15 protein-coding genes are annotated in these 22012 nt (G+C 69.7%); 3 read left to right on the top strand and 12 right to left on the bottom strand.

What is annotated here, in order from left to right; all coding sequences use genetic code 11:
* Window positions 1-2: 2 nt before the first annotated feature.
* The 5 genes from ABEG17_RS03295 to ABEG17_RS03315 are packed head-to-tail and all read right to left on the bottom strand — an operon-like array spanning window position 3 to window position 5413.
* A complete protein-coding gene (locus ABEG17_RS03295; RefSeq protein WP_406831856.1) occupies window positions 3-980 on the bottom strand; it encodes a glycosyltransferase in 978 nt (325 codons plus the stop codon).
* A 2-nt stretch (window positions 981-982) separates the two neighbouring features.
* Entirely contained in the window at window positions 983-1810 is an 828-nt protein-coding gene (locus ABEG17_RS03300) for a CDP-alcohol phosphatidyltransferase family protein (protein ID WP_406831857.1), read from the bottom strand.
* Window positions 1807-3867, bottom strand: a complete 2061-nt coding sequence (locus ABEG17_RS03305; RefSeq protein ID WP_406831858.1) for a DUF5941 domain-containing protein — start codon at window positions 3865-3867, stop codon at window positions 1807-1809. The genes ABEG17_RS03300 and ABEG17_RS03305 overlap by 4 nt, the downstream gene beginning before the upstream one ends.
* Complete coding sequence (locus tag ABEG17_RS03310; RefSeq protein WP_406831859.1) at window positions 3864-4613, bottom strand: ABC transporter ATP-binding protein; 750 nt, start codon at window positions 4611-4613, stop codon at window positions 3864-3866. The genes ABEG17_RS03305 and ABEG17_RS03310 overlap by 4 nt, the downstream gene beginning before the upstream one ends.
* Complete coding sequence (locus ABEG17_RS03315; RefSeq protein WP_406831860.1) at window positions 4613-5413, bottom strand: ABC transporter permease; 801 nt, start codon at window positions 5411-5413, stop codon at window positions 4613-4615. The genes ABEG17_RS03310 and ABEG17_RS03315 overlap by 1 nt, the downstream gene beginning before the upstream one ends.
* A gap of 142 nt (window positions 5414-5555) precedes the next feature.
* On the opposite strand from ABEG17_RS03315, the gene ABEG17_RS03320 reads away from it, so the two are divergent.
* Both ABEG17_RS03320 and ABEG17_RS03325 read left to right on the top strand, forming a co-directional pair.
* A complete protein-coding gene (locus ABEG17_RS03320; protein WP_406831861.1) occupies window positions 5556-8381 on the top strand; it encodes a CDP-glycerol glycerophosphotransferase family protein in 2826 nt (941 codons plus the stop codon).
* Window positions 8378-9502 (top strand): glycosyltransferase, encoded by a 1125-nt coding sequence (locus ABEG17_RS03325; RefSeq protein WP_406831862.1) that lies wholly within the window; start codon window positions 8378-8380, stop codon window positions 9500-9502. Before ABEG17_RS03320 ends, ABEG17_RS03325 begins: the two co-directional genes overlap by 4 nt.
* Here the strand turns inward: ABEG17_RS03325 and ABEG17_RS03330 are convergent.
* Together ABEG17_RS03330 and ABEG17_RS03335 are read right to left on the bottom strand one after the other, a co-directional pair.
* The gene (locus tag ABEG17_RS03330; RefSeq protein ID WP_406831863.1) at window positions 9431-10861 is read right to left on the bottom strand and encodes a hypothetical protein; all 1431 of its coding nucleotides are present in this window, start codon (window positions 10859-10861) and stop codon (window positions 9431-9433) included. The genes ABEG17_RS03325 and ABEG17_RS03330 overlap by 72 nt on opposite strands.
* Window positions 10862-10916: 55 nt before the next feature.
* The gene (locus ABEG17_RS03335; protein WP_406831864.1) at window positions 10917-13556 is read right to left on the bottom strand and encodes a CDP-glycerol glycerophosphotransferase family protein; all 2640 of its coding nucleotides are present in this window, start codon (window positions 13554-13556) and stop codon (window positions 10917-10919) included.
* Between the two features lie 153 nt (window positions 13557-13709).
* Here ABEG17_RS03335 and ABEG17_RS03340 point away from each other — a divergent pair, with 153 nt between their 5' ends.
* Complete coding sequence (locus ABEG17_RS03340) at window positions 13710-15737, top strand: DUF6541 family protein (RefSeq protein WP_406831865.1); 2028 nt, start codon at window positions 13710-13712, stop codon at window positions 15735-15737.
* A gap of 59 nt (window positions 15738-15796) precedes the next feature.
* Here the strand turns inward: ABEG17_RS03340 and ABEG17_RS03345 are convergent, their stop codons facing one another.
* From ABEG17_RS03345 to ABEG17_RS03365, 5 genes are all read right to left on the bottom strand, one after another.
* The gene (locus tag ABEG17_RS03345; protein ID WP_406831866.1) at window positions 15797-16780 is read right to left on the bottom strand and encodes a glycosyltransferase family 2 protein; all 984 of its coding nucleotides are present in this window, start codon (window positions 16778-16780) and stop codon (window positions 15797-15799) included.
* 53 nt (window positions 16781-16833) lie between these two features.
* Window positions 16834-18489 (bottom strand): hypothetical protein, encoded by a 1656-nt coding sequence (locus ABEG17_RS03350; RefSeq protein WP_406831867.1) that lies wholly within the window; start codon window positions 18487-18489, stop codon window positions 16834-16836.
* On the bottom strand, window positions 18486-19238 hold the full coding sequence (locus tag ABEG17_RS03355; RefSeq protein WP_406831868.1) for a methyltransferase domain-containing protein: 753 nt from the start codon (window positions 19236-19238) through the stop codon (window positions 18486-18488). Before ABEG17_RS03355 ends, ABEG17_RS03350 begins: the two co-directional genes overlap by 4 nt.
* 84 nt (window positions 19239-19322) lie before the next feature.
* Window positions 19323-20330 carry a glycosyltransferase family 2 protein gene (locus ABEG17_RS03360; protein WP_406831869.1) on the bottom strand — a complete coding sequence of 336 codons (1008 nt, stop codon included), beginning with the start codon at window positions 20328-20330 and terminating at the stop codon, window positions 19323-19325.
* Window positions 20327-21883 (bottom strand): LCP family protein, encoded by a 1557-nt coding sequence (locus tag ABEG17_RS03365; protein WP_406831870.1) that lies wholly within the window; start codon window positions 21881-21883, stop codon window positions 20327-20329. The genes ABEG17_RS03360 and ABEG17_RS03365 overlap by 4 nt, the downstream gene beginning before the upstream one ends.
* Between the last annotated feature and the right edge of the window lie 129 nt (window positions 21884-22012).

The raw sequence follows: 22012 nt of genomic DNA on the forward strand, positions 1-22012 counted from the left end.
GGCTACCGTCCGGCTGCTGGGCCCATGGCATCGTGGGTGGCGTCGAGCATGGTGGTCGCGGAGAGCCCCTCCCCCGTGCTCGGGCGGCCCCCGGCGACCAGCGCCTCGGCGAACGCCGCGGCGTCGAGCGCAGCGAGCTCGACCCCGGTCGGCCGTGGAGAGGTGTCGCTGGCAAGAACCCGTGCCCCGGCGGCGAGCGCCTCGCGGACGATGACGGAGTCGCCGTCCCAGGCCGTCGGCCGCAGGAAGACCGCACTCGAGGCCAGCACCTGGGCGACCTCCCGCGGTGGCGAGTCGAACGTGAGCCTCACCCAGGGGTCGCTCGCGACCAGCCGGCGCAGCGCCTCGAGCCGACCGCCGTCGTGGCCGTAGGCGAGGATCCGCAGCGTGGCGTCGGGCCAGGTGGATCGCACCAGGCGGACCGCTTCCACGGCAAGGTCGGCGTGGTAGTGCTCGAGCCCGGCGTTCGTCGCCACGACCACGGCGTGCGCGTCCCGGTCCGCCACGGGCGCGCCGGGGTCGTGCGGAGCCGGTACGTGCGGCGTGACGACCCGGACTCGACGCCGCAGGCCGGGGGGCAGCACCTCGCCGATCTCGTCGTTGACGGCCCAGATCTCGTCGTAGGCGCGCAGGGCCACCCTGAGCACCGCCGCGCCACCTCGACCAAGGTCGCGGACCTGACCGAGGGTCGACCCCGAGTGGAGCACCAGGACGGTGCGCCCGGGCAGCAGGGCGAAGACGGGGGCCAGGACCATGGCGCGCCTCAGCCGGGTGATGTGGAACAGGTGCAGCGACCGACGGGACCGCAGGTAAGGCAGCGCGCGCAGCGCGCGGCCAGCCGAACCGGTGTCGACGTAGCGGACGTCATGGCCCTCCGAGCGCAGGCTGGTGGTGAGCTGGCCGTGGCTGGCGAGCACGCCGCCCACCTCGCCGTGCTCCTGGGCCCACTGCAGCACCCGGACCCGCCCTGCAGCCGTCACCTTCAGTCCAGCCTCGAGCTGGTGAGGACGCCCAGGAGGTGTCCTCCGGCGGTGACGACCGCCAGCGGGACCATGACGACGACGAGGACCTGGGTGCCCAGGAGGTCACCGTGGACGACGTCGACGATGCCGGCGACCAGGGCGAGCAGCGAGGCCTCGACCGCCACGAACGCACGGAAGATCGGCAGGTAGCCCATCGCCCGTCGGAGGGCGGCGAGGCCGGACACCTTGGAGCGCGTCGTCTCGGCGACGTCCTCGAGCATGGGGCGCCCGGTCTTCGTGCGCGCGACGTGGACGAGGTCGGTGAAGGCCTTGTTGAGCAGGACCACGACCGACACCAGCAGGCCCAGGACGGTCCAGCCCCCGACGTCGAGCGGGTCGGCCACCGACCAGCCGTCGGCCCGCAGCCCCAGGAAGGCGGGGATGGCCGCCTCGGTGGCGTAGTGCCCGATCCGGTCGAGGTAGATGCCGGCCGGGGAGAACCGCTGGCGCCAGCGGGCGACCTCGCCGTCGCTGCAGTCGAGCAGGATCTGCAGCTGCATCGCGAGGACGCAGAGCAGCGGTCCGACGACCCCGGGCAGGGGCAGCGCGAACGCACCCAGTACCCCGACCGCGATCATCAGCCAGGTGACGCCGTTGGGGGTGATGTGCGTGGGTAGCATCGCCTTCGTGGCGTAGATCGACAGGTGTCGGATGTACAGGGCGCCCGACCAGTGCTCGGCGTTGTAGCGCGCGATGTGCTCGGGTGGTTGTGCGACGGCCTTGAGCTCAGCGAGGGTCGGTCGGTCGCTCGTGGGGTCGTGCGTCGCGCCTTGCAGGCCGCCCGTCATACCTCAGCCTCCCGTCGCGCGACCTCCGAGCGCAGCGCCCCCTCCCGACCAAGCCAGGCGCGCCAGTGGGCTGCTGACTCCGCGCCATACACCAGAGTCAGCAGCACGGCCGCCCAGGCGAGGGCCGACTGCATCGATGCTCCCGTGGCCACGAGGAACGCAAGCAGGACCCAGCGCCCGTCGACCCCCAGGGTCACCGCCGTCACCCAGCTCGCTGAGGGCGAGCCAGTGTCGCGCAGCCGGTAGAGCACGTCGTAGCGATGCCACGCGACCGCAGCGAGATAGGCGTACGCACACCACTGCCCCCCACCGGGCAGCGTGGCCGCCACGCCGAGCACGAGGAGGGACTCGGCCCCCCACAGTGCGGCAGGCACCTGCCACCCCAACCGGTGCTCGATCGACGGCCGACAGCCGGCGCCGACCACGAGGGCCGCGAGCACTGCGAGCACCACGGCAACCCGGGGCAACCGGCCCGTGTCGATGAACCAGGCGCACACGGCCACCATGCCGACGCCGACCACGCTCGCCGTGAAGGGAAGCGGCGCGATCCGGCCAGCACCACGGGCCAGTGGTCCCAGATCGGTCTCGTGGTCAAGGTCACTCCAACGACCGTCGACGCGCCGAGCATCGCGTTCGTACCCATCCGACCCGAGCAGAGCCTTGACCGTCCGGCCGCCCTGACTCCACACTAAGGCACCCGCCACTGTGAGCGTGATTGCCCACAGCACCACCTGCGTGCTCCCCGTCAGGAGCCCCAGGGCCAGGACCAGGTACCGCTCGGCGATGGGCATGTGGGCGACCCTCTTGGCCCAGGAGACCGCACTGGCGCGGCGCGACACCGCGCCCGGCAGGCTGGTAGGCGCGTCGGCGGGGCCGAGGTCGCGTGCGGGGCCGAGGTCGAGCCGGTCCGGGACCAGGTGGGACCGAGAGGTCGCGGTCCGGTCCATGTAGGCACCGTCCTCCAGATGCCGCATGGTGGTCAACGCCATCGCCGTGGTCGCGAGCAGCCAAGCGGGTTCCCCACGCCGCACGGAAACCCACGCTACCGCCGCCAGCAGGGCGTACTCCTTGACCCTGTCACCGACCGCGTCGAGCCATGCGCCGAGGGCGCTGAAGCGGCGGGAGAACCGGGCGATCTCCCCGTCGACGCAGTCGACGACGAGGGCCGACAGGAGGAGCACGGCCGCAGCAACCCACGCCGCACGCGATTCCGTCGCGGTGAGCAGCGCCGCCAGCACCCCCAACCCCAGGCTCGTCACCGTGACGACGTTGGGGCTCCAACCGTGGGCGAGCCCGAAAGCGGTCAGCCGCCGCGACAGTGGACGCACCGCAAAGGTCGAGAAGAATCCGTCGTCGCCCCTCGAGGCGCCGTACAACCGCTGCTGCCAAGGCGACCCCGCCGCCCCGACCGTCACGCCTGCCCCACGGCGCACGTCGTAGGGCCCCAGCGGCACGGAGGACACGGACACCCCACCACGCACCAGGGCGACCAGGGCCAGGTCGAAGGGGTCCAGGGCTGGGTCGACCCAAGGGTCGTCTGCAGCGGCGGCCCACAGCTGCGCCGCCGCTGGCACGTCTTCGGGCGCCACGAGCAAGGCCCCCACGGCCAGCGCGTTCGGGGCGCTCACAACGTGACGGGCCGAGCCGACCGAATGGACGAGCCGCTGGGTGCGCTCGACGCGGATCAGTGTGAAGGCCGACGGATCCTTGGCGATCTCATGCGGTCCAGCAATGGCCACAGACGTCCGCGCCGAGGGGCGGTCGACCAGGTCGAGCAGCGCCACGGCCGAGACGCGCAGATCCGCGGCGAACACCGTGAGCGGGACCGCGGCCCCCGAGGTCGCGAGTGCGGCGGCCTCCCGCGCCAACCGCGCAAGGACGTCGCCTGCGGAGCCGCCCGACACCGACTGCGGCACGAGACCGAGCTCGGCTACCGCTTCTGCGAGGTGCGAGCCATCAGCGGGATCACCGACGAGCAAGGCCGTGGACCCGGCAGCGAAGCCGTGCACCCTGCGGGCGGACGCGTTCCCTACGAAGGGCGCCTCGGCCAGACTCACGTCCCTGCGTCCACGTCGGCGTTGTACTGGTCGATCACGTCCTGCACCGGCCCGTCACCGACGAGGCGCCCACGCTGAAGATAGAGACCGCGATCGGCGAACCGCTGCAGGTCGGACTCGCTGTGGGACACGAGGAACAGGGTCTTGCCACCGCTGAGCATCTGCTCCATGCGGACGTAGCACTGCTCCCGAAAGGCGCGGTCTCCGACGGCCAGGACCTCGTCAACCAGCACGATCGGCTCGTCGAGGGTGGTGATGACGGAGAACCCCAGCCGCACCTGCATCCCGGACGAGAAGTGCCTGAAGGGGGTGTCGAGGGCGTCCTTGACCTGCTGGCCCGCGAAGTCGACCACCTCGTCGAAGCGCTCGTCGATCTGACGCTTGGTCAGGCCGTGCAGCTCCCCTGCGAGGTAGACGTTCTCGCGGGCGGACAGCTCGCCGACGAAGCCACCGGTCAGCTCGATGAGCGGCGCCACACCGCCGCGCACCCGCACCTTGCCCTGGTCCGGCAGCAGGACACCCGCGATCATCCGGAGCAGGGTGGACTTGCCGCTGCCATTGCCGCCGATGAGGCCCACGGCCTCACCGGGCATGACCTTGAAACTCACTTCGCGCAGGGCCGCGAACTTCTCCTTGTCGTGTGAGCTGCCCCCTCGGAAGAGCATCTCCCGAAGGGACAGCTTGCGGCGGCGGTTGCGGTAGAACTCGATCCCGAGGTTCTCGGTCTCGATGACGGGCTTCGGCATCAGATCTCCTTGAGCACGTTGGCCTCGAGCCGCTCGAAGACGATCGTGCCGGCGATGAGCACCAGGACGGAGATGACGGCCGAGAACACCACCGACTGGTGGTTGAGGTCGGCCCGGAAGAACCCAGCTCGGTAGCACTCGAGGATCCCGGTCATGGGATTGAACAGGAGCACCTCGCGGATCGCCTTCGGCGCGGCATGCACCCCGTAGATCACCGGGGTCGCGTAGAAGCCCATGCGCAGAAGGATCCTCACGACCCTGGCGGTGTCCGTCACGAGCGTCGTGATGGGCGCGAGAAGCAGTCCCAGCCCGACGAGCAGGATGAACTGGAGCAGCAACCCGAGAGGGAAGTAGACGATCCTGAAGTTGAGGTGGGCCTGTCCCTTGAACGCGTAGTAGATGAGGAACCCGATCAGCACGGGCATCGAGAGCATGAACTCGATCATCTTGGCGAGGACGACGCGAACCACCCACAGCTCACGGGGAAGGTTCGTCGAACGGACCAGCCTGGACTCCGCGAGGAGGGCGCGCGACGTGTCGGTCACGGACGCGGAGAACCACTGCCAGGCCAGCAGACCGATCAACAGGAACAGGACGTAGGGCTGGTAGCCGATGTGCCGAGACTTGAAGATCAGGGTGAAGACGACGAAGTAGATCGCTGCCATGGCCAGGGGGTCGATGATCGTCCAGAGGTAGCCAAGGGCGGATCCTGCGTACCGGACCCTCAGGTCGCGGACCACGAGGGTGCGAAGGATGCGGCGTTTTGCCACGATCCCCCGGGCTTGGGGGGCCAGGATCATGATTCGGGCGTCCTACCTGTCTGCCGAGTGGGTGTTCACGCGTTGGGGAAGTGTATTGCCTTCACCGGGGTCGCCCATCCCCGGAGTGGCGGCGGCGTCACGCTATCCTGACCGACCATCCGCAGGCCCGAAGGAGTGACTGGTGACGCGCCTCCCCACCTCGGCATTGGTCCCGGACGTGAGCGTGGTCGTCATCGTCTACAACGATGCCCGCCGCCTACCGACCGCGGTCCGCTCAGTCCTGCGTCAGACCTTGCGCAACGTTGAGGTGCTCATCGCCGACGACGCCTCGACCGACGACACCGAGCAGGTGGCTGCCGGGTTGCAGGCCGAGGACGATCGCGTGCGCTACGTGCGGCTGCCGCAGAACTCTGGAGGGTGCGGACGCCCCAGGAACGTCGGGCTCGAGCACGCGACCGCGTCCACGGTCATGTTCCTTGACAGCGACGACCGGCTCGAGCGCCACGCGTGCAAGAACCTGCTCGAGGCGCTTGAGGACGACGACTCCGACTTCGCGATGGGCCTCGTGCGCCGCCAGTACACGGACACAGGGCGGCAGACCAAGTGGTACCCGTCCCTCTTTGACACCCGGCGCGTGGTCGCCGGCCTCGCCGAGGAGCCTGACCTTCTCCAGGACGTTCTGTCAGTCAACAAGCTCTACCGGCGGTCGTTCCTCTCCAAGAATGGGCTGGCGTTCCCCGAGGACGTCCATTATGAGGACCAGCTGTTCAGCCTGATGGCCTACAACGCGGCCCGCCGCATCTCGGTCATCCCGGAGAACGTGTACCTCTGGCGGGTCTTCCCGGTGCGCGCCAGTGCCTCCATCACCCAGCAACGGCATGACATCACCAACTTTCACCACCGGCTGGAGGTGCACCGTCGGATCGACACGTACCTCGATGAGCACGGAACCCCGGCACTGCAGCGAGCCAAGGACCTGAAGTTCCTCCAGAACGACATGCGTCTCTACCTCGGCGACATCATCGAGGGTGACGGGACGGTCACGGCCGAGGTGCTGCGCGAGGCCGAGCCCTACCTGCGCGCCATCCCGCTTGACCGCTACGAGGCTCTGCCGCCCGCCCTGCGGGCCGCCTATGGCATGGCCTTGCGACACGACCTCGACGGCCTACGGCAGGTGATGCTCCTGGACCGGCGCAACATTCTCGCCGCGCGCATCAGCACCCATGACGGCATCGCCTACCTGTCCAACACGCACCGCAGGCCCGGACCGGACCTCCACCACCCTCTCGACGCCCCCGAGAACACCTTCCTCCAGGTCACCGGCGAGCCGATTCTCCGGGCGCCCGTGGGGACGTTCCACCTCCTGCACGAGCTCACCGGGGTCCGCGCACTGCCGGGCCAACGCATCGAGGTCACCGGCCGCACCCACGACACTCTCGGCAAGCTGGCCCACTCAGGCGACTGGTCGTTGTCGGTCGTGGCCCAGATCCCCGACACCAAGGATCGCGTCCCGTTCGACGTGACGGTCACTTCCCGGGGTCCGGAAGAGGCACACTGGCGCGCCATCCTGCTTCCCTCGCGAGCCCTGACACCGGTCCGATCCGAGCTGACGTGGGAGCTGTGGGTGCGGACCCGGGTGGGGCAGCACGCGTCGCGCACTCCGCTGCGATGGGACGCGGGGCCATCGGTCCCGTCGGCACCGATCCACCTCACCGCCCGTCTGGGCCAGGCAACCCATGGCACCATTGGGCCCAGCGCGACCGGGACCGCCGAGATCGTGCTGTCCTCAGCGCCGGGGCTGCGCCGCAAGGTGACCAACCGGATCGCCAAGCGGTACCTGCCGACGTACGAGGAGCGGCTGCGCACACCCTGGGACGAGGTGCACCGAGCACGGGTCCTGCGCAAGGCCTACGCGGCATTGCGCCGCCTCCCGCTCGATCGAGACCTCGTGGTCTACGAGGCCAACCTCGGGACCATCTACGGCGACAGCCCCAAGTACGTCTATGAGGCGATGCGCCGGATGCACCCGGAGAAGAAGGCGGTGTGGGTGCTCCCGCGAGGTCATGTGCCGCCCCACTCTGACGTCACCGTCGTGCGCAGGGGCACCTTGGCCTACCTGCGCGCCTTGGCCCGCGCCACCTACTGGGTCGACAACCAGACCTTCCCGCGGTACGTGCGCAAGCGCCCCGGTCAGCGCTACCTGCAGACTTGGCACGGCATTCCCCTCAAGAAGATGGGGAAGGACAAGCTGGGGGTGCGCCTACCTCCGCAACGGCCCGACCGAGGCACCGGCGCCTGGGACGAGCTCGTCGTGCCCGGCCCCTACTTCGAGAGGACCTTCCTTCCTGCCTTCGACTACCGGGGAGGGCTCGTGAAGTTCGGCACGCCCCGCAACGATGCCCTCGTCGACGGCAGCGTCACCCGCGCCGACGCCCGACGCGCTCTCGACCTACCGCAGGATGCGACGGTGGTCCTGTACGCGCCGACATTTCGCGAGGACAACGCCGACAAGGAGGTGGCGGTCACTGTCCCCTTCGACGTCGAGGCGCTGCTGGACGGTCTGGGCGACGACGCCTACGTCCTGTTGCGACCGCACTACCTCAACCGCATCAGCGTGCCGGTGTCCCGGCGGTACAACACGCTCGACGTGTCCAAGATCGAGGACGTCAACGTGCTCTACCTCGCTGCGGACGTGCTGATCACGGACTACTCCTCGGTGATGTTCGACTACGCCCTCCTGGGACGACCGATCGTGCTCTACACCTACGACTACACCGAGTACCTCGCCGGACGTGGTGCCTACCTGGACCTCGTCGACGCAGCTCCGGGCCCCATGGTGAGCTCCACCGAGGATCTGGTCCGTGCGGTCATCGGCGTCCTGGACGACCCGAGCCCGTGGGCCGAGCGCTACGAAAGGTTCCTCGCCGACTACTGCGGACAGGAGGACGGCCACGCCTCGGAGCGTGCCGTCGAGGCCCTTATCACCGGAATGAGGCACATCCCGTGACCACCCCCCGCATCCTTGTCATGGCCAACCACATCGACGGCCTGGGTGGGGCCGAGCGCGTCTCGCACGGGGTCGCCGCCGGGCTCGCTGCACGTGGCTACGACGTGGCCCTGCGCGGCATCCGCCCCACGGCTGAGTACCGCATGCCAATGACCGACACGACATACAGCACCGGGTTCATGTCCCCGGTCGCGGAGAAGCCACCGGGCGAGAAGCCGTGGCCCGCCGCCCGGCGCACCGCCATGCGGGCCGAGGCGCTCGACGCCCTGCGGGCGACACTTGAGGACTACCGCGAGGACCTGCTGATCTGCATGCAGGTGTTCGTGGCCGAGCACGTGGCCGACGTCGGCTTCAACGACCTCATCCGCTCAGGTCCCCGGATGATAGGCATGTACCACTCGTCCTACGAGGCGGCGCACACCACCAAGGACTTCGACCGGATCGGCAATGTCTACCGTCGGATCGACAAGTTCCTCCTGTTGACCCCGCAGGACGCGGAGGCGTTCCGCCGCCACAACTTCAACAACACTGGGTGGATGCCGAACCCGTTGTCGCTCGTCCCGGCCAGCGTCTCGGGGTCCCGTGACAAGCGCGTGGTCGGCATCGCGCGCTACGACGAGCTCAAGCAGCTGGACCATGCCCTCACGGCATGGGCCAGCGTCAGCCCGGACTTCCCCGACTGGCGCTTCGAGCTGTACGGCGAGGGTCCCGACCGCGAGCGCCTTCAACGCGTGATCGACGACCTCGGCATCCAGGGGACCGCTCGGCTGATGGGGGTGACCGATGACGTCGAGGGCGTGCTCCTGCGTTCGAAGTTGTCGGTCCTGTGCTCGCGCTACGAGGGCCTGCCCATGACGCTGGCGGAGTCGATGGCGTGCGGCGTCCCCGCGGTGACGTACGACTGCTCACCCGGCGTGCGGGCCATAGTCACGGACGGCGAGACCGGTGTGGTCGTGCCGCAGAACCACGTGTCGGGCCTGGCCCAGGCGCTGTCCGGCCTCATGGCCGACGACGAGCAGTGGGGACGGATGTCCCGGGCCGCAGCGGAGTCAGCTGTGCGCTTCTCCCCGGACCGCGTCATGGACCGGTGGGAGGACCTCATCGCGCGCACCATGCGTTGAGGCCGGGCCCCACCGCTCGAGGGCCATCACGAGGAGACCCAGCGAACCCGCCACCACCGGCCAGTACACGTACCGGAAGTCGGTGGCAGGGGCGGTGGGAAAGTATGCAGCGATGTAGAGGAACGACGAGAGGCCCAGGCACGGCACCAGGACCCCGAAGGGCGATGTGCGGGAGGGCCGCCAACGCAGCGACTGGAGCACCGAGACGCCGAGCCAGAACCAGGCACCGAACAGCCATGGCAGGTTGCGCACGCCGAAGTCGAGGACGTAGCTGCGCAGTGAAGCCACGAGCCTCGGGTGGTCGACCGTGATGCCCATGGAGTTGGAGAGGACCCCGTCCTGCCACAGATCTCGGTTGTTGAACAGGAACTGCGTGTACACCTCGATGCGGTACTGCACGTAGCCCACCGGGTGCTGCGCCATCATCCCGGGCCAGGCCGCGCTGAGCTCCGCGTGGTCGGCGATCGGTGAGAAGGCACCGTGCTCGCCCCGGCCGTAGCAGGTCCAGTAGTTGTTCGTCAGGGACTTCTTGGCAAGGCACGTGGCCTGGGCCGACAGCAGCTTGTCACGCAGCCGTGGCGAGAGGTGAGAGTGCTCGATCGCATCTGGTGGCAGGACGTGGATCACGTCGTCGATCGCCAGCGCCGACAGCTGGTCGGTCGCCTGCGGCCGGGCCAGGACGCCGATGAGGGCTGAGGCCACGACCGCGGTGACCACGAAGCCGACGCCGACGGCTGCGAGGGCGCGCCGCGATCGGACGGGGAACCACGCGCGGTACACCAGGTAGACCATGGGCAGCATCGCCACCGCGGCGTTCTTCCGGACCAGCAACGCGTAGACGAGCAGGAGCACCGCCAGCGGAACCAGCACCCACCGCACCCAAGCCGGTCGCCGGCGCCACACCAGCCCGAGGAAGACGATTGCGGTGGCGGCCAGCATGGCCTGAGCCATCTGTACGTCCTTCCAGACCACGCCCGAGAAGCTGACCACTGGTGGCACGAGCCCGAGGGCCAGGAAGGCCATCGACCACCACCGGGACCCGGTCATCCGGTGGACCACCGCGGCCACCACGCACAACGACGTCCACAGCACGACCTGCTGCACCACCGCCATCGCCGCATAGGTGCCGGTCACCGCGATCAGCAGCCGCCAGGCAAGGCTCATCACGGGCGGGTGCCAGTCGGTCAGGGGGTCCACCCCCTGCGCCTGACGCAGCTGGTAGAGGGTGTCGTTGCTCATGAAGCCCGGCGCGAAGGTGGCGATGCCGGTGGCTGCGGCCAAGGCCGCAGCCACGACGAGCACGGCCGTCCACCCCATACGGTCGGGAACTCGTAGGCCCCTGAAGTGCGGCTGGATCACCCCCGGTTCACCCTCTCGATCATCGGCTGGATCGAGCCGGTCGCACGCACCGCGGTCAGCTCTCGGCACCGATGGCACTGTAGAACTCGCGAAGCACCTCGTCGTTGTACGACACGGGGTCGAATGGCACGTTGGGCACGTCCCCCGCGAGTGCGGCACGCATGCCCTCGACCAGGGCTTCCACGCTCCTGTCGACGACGAGTCCGTCGCCGGGTCCCAGTGCGGAAGCGACCGACGAGAAGGCGGTCGACACCACAGGCAGTCCGAGGGTGCGCGCCTCGAGGATGACCATCGGCTGGCCCTCGTAGTCGCTGGACAGGACGAACACGTCGCAGGCGCGCATGATGACCCACGGGTTCGGCTGTGGGCCGGCCAGCACCACGCAGTCGCCAAGGCCGAGCCCGGCCACCTTGGCATCCAGCGCGGAGCGCAGTGGACCTCCCCCGATCACCACCAGCCGGGTCCGGGGGTCGGTACGGTGAACCTCGGCGAAGGCTTCGAGCAGGCGCTCCTGGTTCTTCTCAGGGGACAGCCGCCCCACGGTGACGAACGTGCGGACGCCCTGGTCCGGAGGGGCCACCGACAGCACCGCCACCCGGCGCTCGACCTCGTCGCGGTGCTCCTGCAAGCCGTGCTCGGCGACGATGGTCTCGACCGCGTGCAGGACGTCTTGTGCGTCCACCGTGAGCACGTGCTCACCCGGCCACGCGGCGTCCAGCGCCTCCGCCTCGCCCGGCATGCCGTAGGCCTTGGCCAGGACGCGCTCGTGGTTGATGGTGTTTCGGGCAGCCCCGAACTTCTCTGCGGGCGCGAACTCACGGAGGCGCTCGGCATTGACGTCGCGCAGCGCCCGAGAGACCGAGACCAGATGTTGGAACCGCGAGTAGGCGGAGAAGGTGGCACCGAGATTGTGGAAGTGCGGACGCCGCCCGTCGACCTCGCGGAGCTGGTCGGCACGCAGATCGTTGTGGAGCCAGATCGAGTGCGCCCCGGCGGGTGCCCCCGAGAGCAGGAACGCCCAGAACGATGAGTACCCGCTCCAGTCGATGACGTGGTCGAAGTAGGCGTCGCCGACACACCGCCGCCACTCGTCCCGGAGCAAGCCGTCCATGATCGCCAGGTCGGTGGCAGCGATCGCCGTTCCGCGCGTCTGGAGGGCCCGTCGCCGGCGACGCTGCCTCTTGCTCGGCGCGAAACCCCCGACACGGGGGAAGTGCCGCACACGCGGGTCGATGGCCCGCACCGACGCCGCTCGATCCCGGCTGGTCGCGTGGCCATAGAGCACGGAGACATCGAAACGTTCGTGGTCGACGTGGTGCAGGAGGTTCAGGCCCGAGGCGGTGATGCCGTTGGCTCGCATGCCGCCGAGGTAGATCAACATCGTCTTCCGCCCGTCACGGACAGGCTGCCGCACCACGACTCCATCGGCACGGTTGTCCAGGACCAGCTCCACGACGCGACGCGACGCGACGCCGTCGTCGCGCGGGGCGAAACGGGCCCGTGCCGCAGCATACGGTTCTGCGTGGGAGACGCCGGGATCCGGCACGGAGCCGCTGCCGACGGCCGACACGATCTCGGCGAGCTCGCCGACGCTGCCCACGCGCGGTCCGGGCAGCTCCTCGGGTGTGAGGTAGAGCCCTCGGTCCCCGTCGTACTCCTCGAGGTCGGGTGCGAAGAAGACGACCGGTCTGCCGGTGGAGAGGAAGTCGAAGAAGATGCTCGAGTAGTCGGTCACCAGGACATGCGTCAGGCCGAGCACGGCGTTGGCCGGCAGGTAGTTCGGGACGAGCAACGGGGCAAGGTCGGGTTGGTGACGAGCCTGGTCGTAGACCTGCTGGTGCACCTTGAGCAGCACGCGGTGGCCGGCGGGCAGCCGTGAAGCGAGATCGCGGACCCGCTTCCCCAGCTCCACCGACTCGTCCAGGGGGTCGTGGAACGACTCTCCTTTCCACGTCGGTGCGTAGAGCACGACGGTCTCGTGTTCCCCAACCACGACGCCCGCGGCGCGGAGGCGCTGGAGCAGCGCCGACCGCGCCTCTTCGGTGAGTAGCTGCAGGTCGGTCCGGGGGTAGCCCGCCTCGACGATCCTGCCGGGCGCGACGTTGGTCAGGCGGTACGCCTGCTCGTACATCCGCTCCGACATGAACGGGCTCGTCGACAGGAGGAAGTCCGCCATCATGAAGTTGCGGATCACGTTGCGGGCGCCGACGGCGCCCCCGGGCTCGTCGTAGCCCATGGCCTTGAGCGGCGTGCCGTGCCAGGTGTTGACGTAGACCTGTCCCTCTCGCTTCCCGAACTGGGGGGGAAAGGTCGCGTTGTTGACCAGCAGACGCGCCGTCGACAGGACCTTCCAGTACGCCAAGGAACGGTGTTTGACGAAACGGACGCGGTCGTCGCCGGCAAACTCGGCCACCGTCTCGGGGAATCGCTTCGGGTCAGTCAGCACCCACACGTGGCGAAGGTGCTGCCTCGCAGGATCGGCCAGCAGCGTCCGAAAGATCGCCTCTGGGTTGCACAACATCCCGTTGCCCGCAAATGACTCGTACACGACGAGCTCGGGCTGGATGGGCATGCGCCGCACCTGCGCCCGCCACTCGACGGGAAGCGTCTTGACGACCTTGCGAGCCATCCGCCGCCAGCGTTTGCGATCTGTGCCACGCTTGGCGATACGACGCAGCTTTGCAGTGGTGGCCATCGCGTGCGGAACTCCCGTTCGTCAGGTGTGGAAGGCGCCGTGTGCGTCCTGCCGATGCTATGGGGCCGGCGCACGGGACCTGGCCCCGCGGCAGGATGCCGACAGAGCTCCCGGCCGCGACATGTCGTGGCACCCGGCAGGTACTGTACGGGCGTGACCCCCGGCGCGACGACTTGGCCCGAAGCTGTCCCGGCGGTGGCCGTCGCGGCCATCCTGTTGTTCGTCCCCGGGGCGGTGGCACTGCGCCTGCTCGGTGCTCGGTGGTGGGTGGCGTTGGGCGTAGGTCCCGCGGTCGGCACCACGCTGTTCGTCGCAGCTGGGGTGCTGTGCGGGGCGGCACACATACCTTGGGGGCTGCTTCCCGTGGTCGGCGCAACCCTCGTCGGCTGGACGGCTGCGGCTCTCCTCGGGCTCGTGCTCCGCCGTCGAGCCCGGACGAGCGGCGCGATTCCACCCGTCGACACCCGTTCGCTCGACCGCTGGTCCGCCCTGGCGGGGCTGGCTGGCGTGGCCTTCGCCTTCGCGTCCGTCCTGGTGGTGATGGTGAACGTGACCGGGACTCCTGACCACTTCCCGCAGCATCCGGACACCATCTTCCACCTCGGTGACGCTCGCTGGATGACCGAGCACCGTGACGTCTCGCTGGTGCACGCCTACGGCTTCGTGAATCCCGGGAGTGGTTCGCTGTACCCCGCGGCGTTCCACCTGGTCACGGCGACCACGAGTCTCCTCACGGGAGCCAACGTCGTGGTCTCAACTCAGTCCGCCGTCCTCGTGATGGCGGGGCTGGTCTGGCCCGCCGGTGTCATCCTGCTGGCACGGGCGCTCCTCGGGCCACGCCCTGAGGTCGTCGGGAGCGCTGCCGTCGCCAGCGTCATGTTCACCGCCTTCCCGTACACCATCATGGGCTTCGGGGTCCTGTGGCCCAACCTGTTCGGACAGGCGCTGTTGCCGGGCGTCGTCGCGACGGCGATGGCCGCTCTCGCTCGTTTCGTCCCGCACCGCGACCCCGTCCTGCCGGTCCTCCCCGCGGTCCTCGTCACCGTGTTCGCGGTGCCGGGGCTCACCACGGCGCACCCGAACGCGCTCGTCACCCTCCTCGTCCTCGGCCTCGTCGCGGTCAGCGCCGCCGGACTGCACGCCGCCTGGGACGCTCGACGTCGACCCGGGCGTGCCGTGCTGTGGGTGCTCGGCGTCGGCGTGCTGGTCGTTGCGTCGGCCCTGGCGTCGTGGGCAGTGCGTAGCCCCTCGATGTTCCGCACGGGCGCTGCTGGAGGCGAGGCGCCCTTCCGCCAAGCACTGACCGACACGGTGTTCTTCGGCCCTCGGCACGCCTTGTCGCAGCACTTGTTGACGGTGGCTGTCCTGGTGGGTGCGCTGTGGCTGTCGCGGCGCCACCGGGGTGCCGGATGGGTACCGGTCGCAGCACTCGCCTTCGCGGGGCTGTACCTGCTCAACGTCGTCGTCGACGACCAGACGGCCCGGTGGTTCACCTGGCCTTGGTACAACAACGCAATCCGCCTCGCCGTCGCCGGGTCGCTGCCGGCGGTGATGTGCGCGACCGCCGGGTTCGTCGCGGTCGGCACCGGCTTGGCCTCGCTCGCGTCGCGCGTGCTGGGACCGCGTGGCCACTCATTGCAGAGCAAGTGGCGCGGGACGACGATCGTCACGGTGGCCACCGTGCTGGTCAGCGCGGCGTTCGTCGGCGTCACCAAGGGCTACGTCCACGCCCACGACGCTTTCCTGAGGCCGTTCTACCATCCGAATGCATCTCACTCCTGGGCCAGTGACAAGGAGATTCGGGCGCTGACCAGCCTGGCGGCACACATCCCCCCCGATGCGATCACTGCCGCCAACGCCTGGAACGGCGGGACCTATCTCTACGTCGTGAGCGGTCGACGTCTCCTCGTCCCCACTGAGAAGGCGTTGACCACGGACGACCGCAAGCTCTTGGCGTGGCGCCTGAACGAGGTAGGGGCTTCTCCCCAGGTTTGCGACGCCGCCCGCCGTCAGCACGTCGAGTACGCCATCGTCGGCGGCAGGCCCTTTGCCTGGGCCACGGCCGCGCGCGTGGCAAGCTACCGAGGCATCGACCGCGTAGGGTCATCACCGGCCTTCACCAAGGTCGCGACAGCGTCTCCCTACACCCTCTACCGGCTCACACGCTGCGCCGGGAGTTGAGTGGGACGGAGGGTGCCCCGATCCGCCGCACGCGCACCCTGGGTCTGCGGCCGACCGGGCTACGCGTCGGGCGTGGCCTGAGCGCCGGTCGCGGTCCCCGTGGGCACGTCCGAGTGGTTGGTGGGTGCCGGATACCGCAGGTAGGCCAAGCGTGCGGCCTCCTGCCGCTGGTGCGCCGTGGCCTCGAGGACGTACCCGACCATGAGCACCAGGGCGGCGATGATCATGACGGCAGCCGCCAAGATCGCTGTCGGGAAGCGTTCGACCAGGCCCGTCCTGACGTAGTCGGCGACCACGGGCACGCCCAGGACGAGGCCCACGAGGAAGAGCAGGCCGGCCAGGACTGCGTGAAACACCGCCGGGCGCTCCCGGCGCGCGAGGCTGCCGATGAGCCGCAGGATGCGCCACCCGTCCCTGTAGGTCCGCAGCTTGCTCTCCGACCCCGCCGGCCGGTCCTTGAACGCCGTCTTGACCTCGATGCTCGGCAGGCGCAGGTGCAGGGCGTGCACCGTCATCTCGGTCTCGGTCTCGAACTCCGCGGACAGCGCCGGGAACGACTTGACGAACCGGCGCGAAAAGACGCGGTACCCACTCAGCATGTCGGTGACCTCGCGGCCGAAGAGTGCGGCAACGGCACCTGTGAGCATCCGGTTGCCGATCGCGTGACCCGGACGGTACGCCTCCGTCGTGACCTCCTCGCGGGCACCCAGCACCTGGTCGTAGGGCCCCTCGAAGAGCAGGTCCACGAGCTCGCCGGCTCGGGAGGCGTCGTACGTGTCGTCCCCATCGATGATGAGCACGGCATCGGCATCGACATCGGCGAAGGCCCTGCGGATGACGTTGCCCTTGCCCTTGCGGGGCTCGTGCCGGATGACCGCACCAGCTGCCCGCGCCACCTCGACGGTGCGGTCGGTCGAGGCGTTGTCGTATACGTACACGGTGGCGTCGGGAAGGGCGGCCAGCAGGTCACGAACCACCGCCCCGATGGCGGCCTCCTCGTTGTGGCACGGCACGACCGCAGCGATGGTCCTGTTGTGGGGCATACGCGAATCGGTCTCCTGTGCACGGGACTGCGCTGACGAGGCAGTGTATGAGGTCACTGGCCGCTTGCCCCGACATACCGCGCCGGGCACAGGTGTCGCACCGGGAGGGTGCTGTGGACCGGCTGGCACCGTGCGTCGTCGACGACGAGCCCGAGATTGGCCTGCAGACGCTTGCGCACAGCGGGCTGATTCGGCCAAGAAGGGCCGAGGACGAGGTAGACGTGCGGTGCCGTGGCCAGCTGCTGGCTCCGCAGGTCCCGCAGCAGCCCAGACCCAGCGAACCAGTCCTGGTAGACGTGCCTGCGGGTGCCCGGCCTCAGGTGCTCCAACAGGAAGCCGCTGGGGGCGCTGGAGTTCACCGCGACCACCACGGAGTCCGAGGGCACCGCATCCAGAGGTCCCGCCTGGACCATGAAGCGATCCCGCTTGAAGGGCACGTGGTGGAAGTGGCCGACGTTGAAGGGGGCCATCGCGAGCGAAAGAGCGAGAGCGACGCCGGCCGTCAGGACGGCCCGACGCAGGACGGCTCCGAGGGCGAGCACGAACGCGGTCCCCGTGAGCAGCTCGTTCGTCACGGCATACCGCGCGATGCCGAACTGGAACAACCACAGGAGGCCACCTGCGAGCATGAAGACCCAGAACGAGAGCCGGGCCTCGGCGCTGCCGCCGTCCTCGCGTCGCCGCCCACCGCGCAAGAACAGGGCCCCCGCGACCACGCCCGCGAGCAGGAGCAGGGCCGTGAGCACGGCCCAGCGCGGGTCTCGCATGGGGACGTCGAGCACGCGCGTGGTCCCCTCGGCCATCAACCAGGGGTAGGTGAGCGCGTCGATGACCCCGTGGGCACCGAAGCGCGTGTCACGGACGTCGAAGTCGCCAAACCAGGGTGAGTGGAAGACGGTGTTGTAGAAAGGAAAGACCGGGCTGCCCGTGAGCCGCCACATCTGCACGAACCACCATCCGGAGCTGACCGCCAGCCCGACCACGCCACCGGCCGCGGTGGCGAGCACGGGCCCCACCCTCCGCCGGCCGACCGATACGACCAGCGCGGCGAGGCCGAGCGCGACGAGGTAGCCGGCCATCGTGAGCTTCATGCCCACGGAGGCCCCACCCAGGGCACCCGCCGCCGCGAGGAGCCAAAGCTGTCGGGTCGCCGTCGCTGACCGGCTTGAGCGGACCAGCAGCAGGACGGCCGCCAGCATCGGCAGCGACACGACGACGTCGCCCGCGCTCATCCCGAGCTCCATGGAAAAGACGGCGCCGGTGGCCGCGACCATCGCGGCAGTGACTCCGAGGATCGTCCTGCCCGTCGGGGCAACCCGGTCCGGGACCACGGCGGCGGTGATCCGTCGCACGAGCAGGAGGTTCCCCGCCGCCAGGGCAGCCACGGCACCGCTGGACACCCGCGGGGACAGGCTCCGGTCGAGCAGGTACCACGGGAGCTGGGCGAGCGGGTTCTGGTAGCGGTTGACGTACGGCTCGGGGTCGGCGAGGTGCATCAGGCCTTCGCTGAACAACCACGAGTAGTAGTGGTGGTAGGCGATCAGGTCCCATGACACGTCCATCCCGGCCGACAACCTGGTCGCCCAGAGGACGCAGCCGACCACCAGCGCGGCGTCCGCAGCGAGGCCGGCCACCCGCAACTGGGCCGGGCGCACCGACCGTGTCGCGGGCGCCTCGCGGTCGTCGAGCAGGGCCGGCGTGGCGCTCACCCGGGGATGCGTCCGACTGCGAAGACGGACTGGCCGAATGGCGGGCGCACGCGGCTCTCGACCGACCGCGCCACGGGAACGACGGCCGAGTCCCAGACCTTGACGGTGGGGCCGTAGCGGGGTGTCATCCGCAGCAGGCGCATGCCCGCGAACCAGGCGAGCAGTCCTGGGGCGTTGACGTAGTGGATGGTCTCGACCTCGAGCCCGGCAGCCTCGTAGACGCCCCGAAGGGACGGGACGGTGTAGCGGCGGTAGTGCCCAATCGCCCGGTCGAAGCGGCTCATGGCGAACTCGAAGGCCGGCACGAAGATGATGACCCTGCCGCCAGGGCGCAGCAGGGCGTGGGCCGAGCGCAGCGCACCGACATGGTCCTCGATGTGCTCGAGCACGTTCATCGCGACCATTGCGGAGTACTCGGCACGAGGCGGGGCGAACACGTCGAGGTCGCTGACCGTGACCCTGCTGTCGTCGCCGAAGGTGTCCTTCAGGACCCCGAGCCGGCTCTCGTCCCGTTCGGTCACGGTGATGGCCGGCAGGCCGTCCTGGAGCCAGGTCCGGGCGTAGCCGCCCAACCCGCTGCCGATCTCGACCGGGTGGTCGCCCAGGTGCGGGAACGCCAGGTCGGTGAGCCAGCGGTGATACCGCTGCGCCTCTGAGAGCGACTCCAGTGACACCGTCTGAAGCACGGAGTCACCCGGCACTTCGAGTGCGCGATCCCCACCGTCGTCAGCGTTCGGCTCTGAGGTCATGATTCGGCTTCCTCCCGGGATGGCATCGGTCGTGCTCGAGGGTACGACCATTCCGCCTGCGCGGGTCAACCCGAAGCCGCGCGGTCAGGCGATCCGCACCCGGCTGGTCAGGAACCCCCAGCCCCAGCTGAGGTGCATCGTCGGCAGCACCACGGGCAGCCACAGGCGGTCCAGCGGCCGCAGCCGCCGGTCCCCCACGGCCAGCCCGCCCACGGTGGTGACCAGCAGGTATGCCGCGGGCGCCAGCCACAGGGGCCACCAGACGAAGCCCCCGGCCAGCCCGACGACGACCCCGACGAGGGCAGCCGGCGGGGCGAGGTACCGCAGGTTGATGGTGCCGGCGTGGGTGCGGGCGACCACGCGGCGCCACCGCCCGTAGTCGCGGTACTGGCGCGCGAGGGCGCGCAGGGTGGGGCGGGGTCGGTAGGCCACCCGCAGCCGCGGTGAGAACCAGACCAGGCCTCCGGCCTCCCGGATGCGGTGGTTGAGCTCCCAGTCCTGCGCCCGGACGAAGCGCGGGTCGTACCCCCCGGTGCGGGCGAGCCACTCCCGACGGAAGACCCCGAGGTAGACGGTGTCAGCCGGTCCGGACTCTCCACCGGTGTGGAAGGCGGCCGAGCCCACCCCGAGCCGGGAGGTCATCGCGGCCGCGACCGCCCGCTCGAAGGACGTGATGCCCTCGGCATCCATCAGCCCGCCGACATTTGCGGCGCCGGTCTCCTCGAGGAGGTCGACCGCAGTGCGCACGTAGTCGGCGTCGAGGACACCGTGACCGTCGACCCGGACCACCACGTCCACGTCGTCAAGGGCTGCGATCGCGGCGTTGAGGGCCTGCGGCGTGCGGCCCGATGGGTTGTCGACGGTGCGCACCCGGTGGTCGCGCGCGGCGATGTCATTGGCGATCGCGTCGGTGCGGTCCCGGCTCGGACCGAGCGCGAGCACGAGGTGCACCGGGCCGTCGTAGTCCTGGCCGAGCACCGCCGCCACGGCCTCGGCGAGGTGGCGTTCCTCGTCGAGGATCGGCATGACGACGCCGACGCGAGCCGGTCGCGACAGTGCCTCGAGGGGGTCGGCAGGTGGGGTGCTGGTCATGAGGCTGCAGAGCATACGGAGGAGAGGTCGCTCTCCGCCGCGTTGCCGGCCGCCTTGGTCGGGTCCTGCACCGCGGTGCCGGGCTGGGCCCGGGGCGCAGCCCTGTGCCTGGGCTTCGCGGCCGTCGTCCTGGTGGCCGTCGCGCCGCCCTTCGCCTTGGGCTTGGCCTTGGTCTTCGTGGCCACGCCCTTCTCGGACGCCGCGATCGTCGAGGCGACCGTGCTGGTGATGGTGTGGGGGTCGTACGACCACGGCTTGATCAGGGGCGGCACGAAGTTGACGCTACGGATCTTCTGTGAGCGGGCCTTCATGGCGAGGTCGGCGAAACGACCCAGCTCCGACTGCGGCAGGTCGGTCTGGAGGAGCGCGGAGCTCGCCGACGCGATCTTCTGGAACCGCAGCAGCACGGTCTCGGGGTCCAGCTGGTCCGACATGGCGGTGAGGACGCAGCGCTGGCGCGCCATCCGCTCGTAGTTCGTCGAGCCCTGGCGCGAGCGGGCGTACCAGAGCGCGTGGTACCCGTCGAGGTGCTGGGTCCCGGGTTCGATCCAGCCGACGATCGGTGAGGTGCCACCGCCGATGGGGGTGCGGTACTTCACCGTCACGTCGAGACCGCCGACGGCGTCGACCATCTTGCGGAAGCCCTTGAGGTCGATCATGACGTAGTACTGGATGGTCAAGCCGCTCAGCGCCTCGACGGCCTCGCGGGTCGCGAGGACCCCGGGGCTCTTGGTGCCGGCCGGGAACTGGGCCGCATGGTCCTGGGCCCAGGTGAACAGGCCGTTGAGCAGGCACTGGTCACCGCAGTTCCAGCCCTGGGGCATGAGCCGGGCCATGGTGGAGCCGGGCCGGAAGTTGATGTTCTCGGTGTCGCGGGCGAAGCCGAACGTCACCGGCGCCCCGGTCCTCGCGTCGATGCTGACGAGCTGGATGCTGTCCGGGCGCGTGCCCACGCGGTCCCTGCCGGTGTCGGCGCCCAGCAACAGGACGTTGTACCGGCCGTCCACCGCTCCGACGGCAGCCCCGTCCGAGAACAGCGCGCCCAGGGCGTCCCGGCCGGCACCGACGGTGCTCGCGGCATACACGAGGCCACCGGAGGTGAATACGAGCATCACGGCCGTGCAGGCGGTGAGCATCCGACGGGCCCGGAGGACCAGGCTGCTCGGGCGGCCGAGCCGCCACGCGTCGACGAAGAGCAGGGCCCAGAGCCCGGCGTACGCCACGATCAGCCACTCGACCGTGCCGAGCACCCAGCCGCGACCGAGCAGCCCGATCGCCAGCGAGTGGCTGGCCAGGAACACCAGGCCGAACCCCATCAGGAGCGCCACCAGCACCAGCCACGCGCGCACCGCCAGACGGCCCAGCGAACGGTTGCCGGCGACGAGCTGGGCGCTCCCGGGGAGGACGAGGGTGAGCAGCACCAACGTGAACGCACGCCGCCGTCGCATCCCCGAGCTGAGGGTGTCGGCGTCGGCCAGGGTCCGGTGGGCGCGCCCGGAGACGTACACGCCGACCTCGTCGTCCACCATCGACGGGGCGGGGGCACGGCTCATGGTGGATCAGTATGAGGTGGTGCCAGCGTGATTCGTGTGACGCGTGTGATCGTGCGAGTGTCGTGGCGCAGGTCACGTCCGGCGGCGCGACGCCCCGACGCCTGAGCACGCGCCTGAAGATTTCCTGAG

The organism is Pedococcus sp. KACC 23699, assembly GCF_045348425.1.
Taxonomy (GTDB): domain Bacteria; phylum Actinomycetota; class Actinomycetes; order Actinomycetales; family Dermatophilaceae; genus Pedococcus.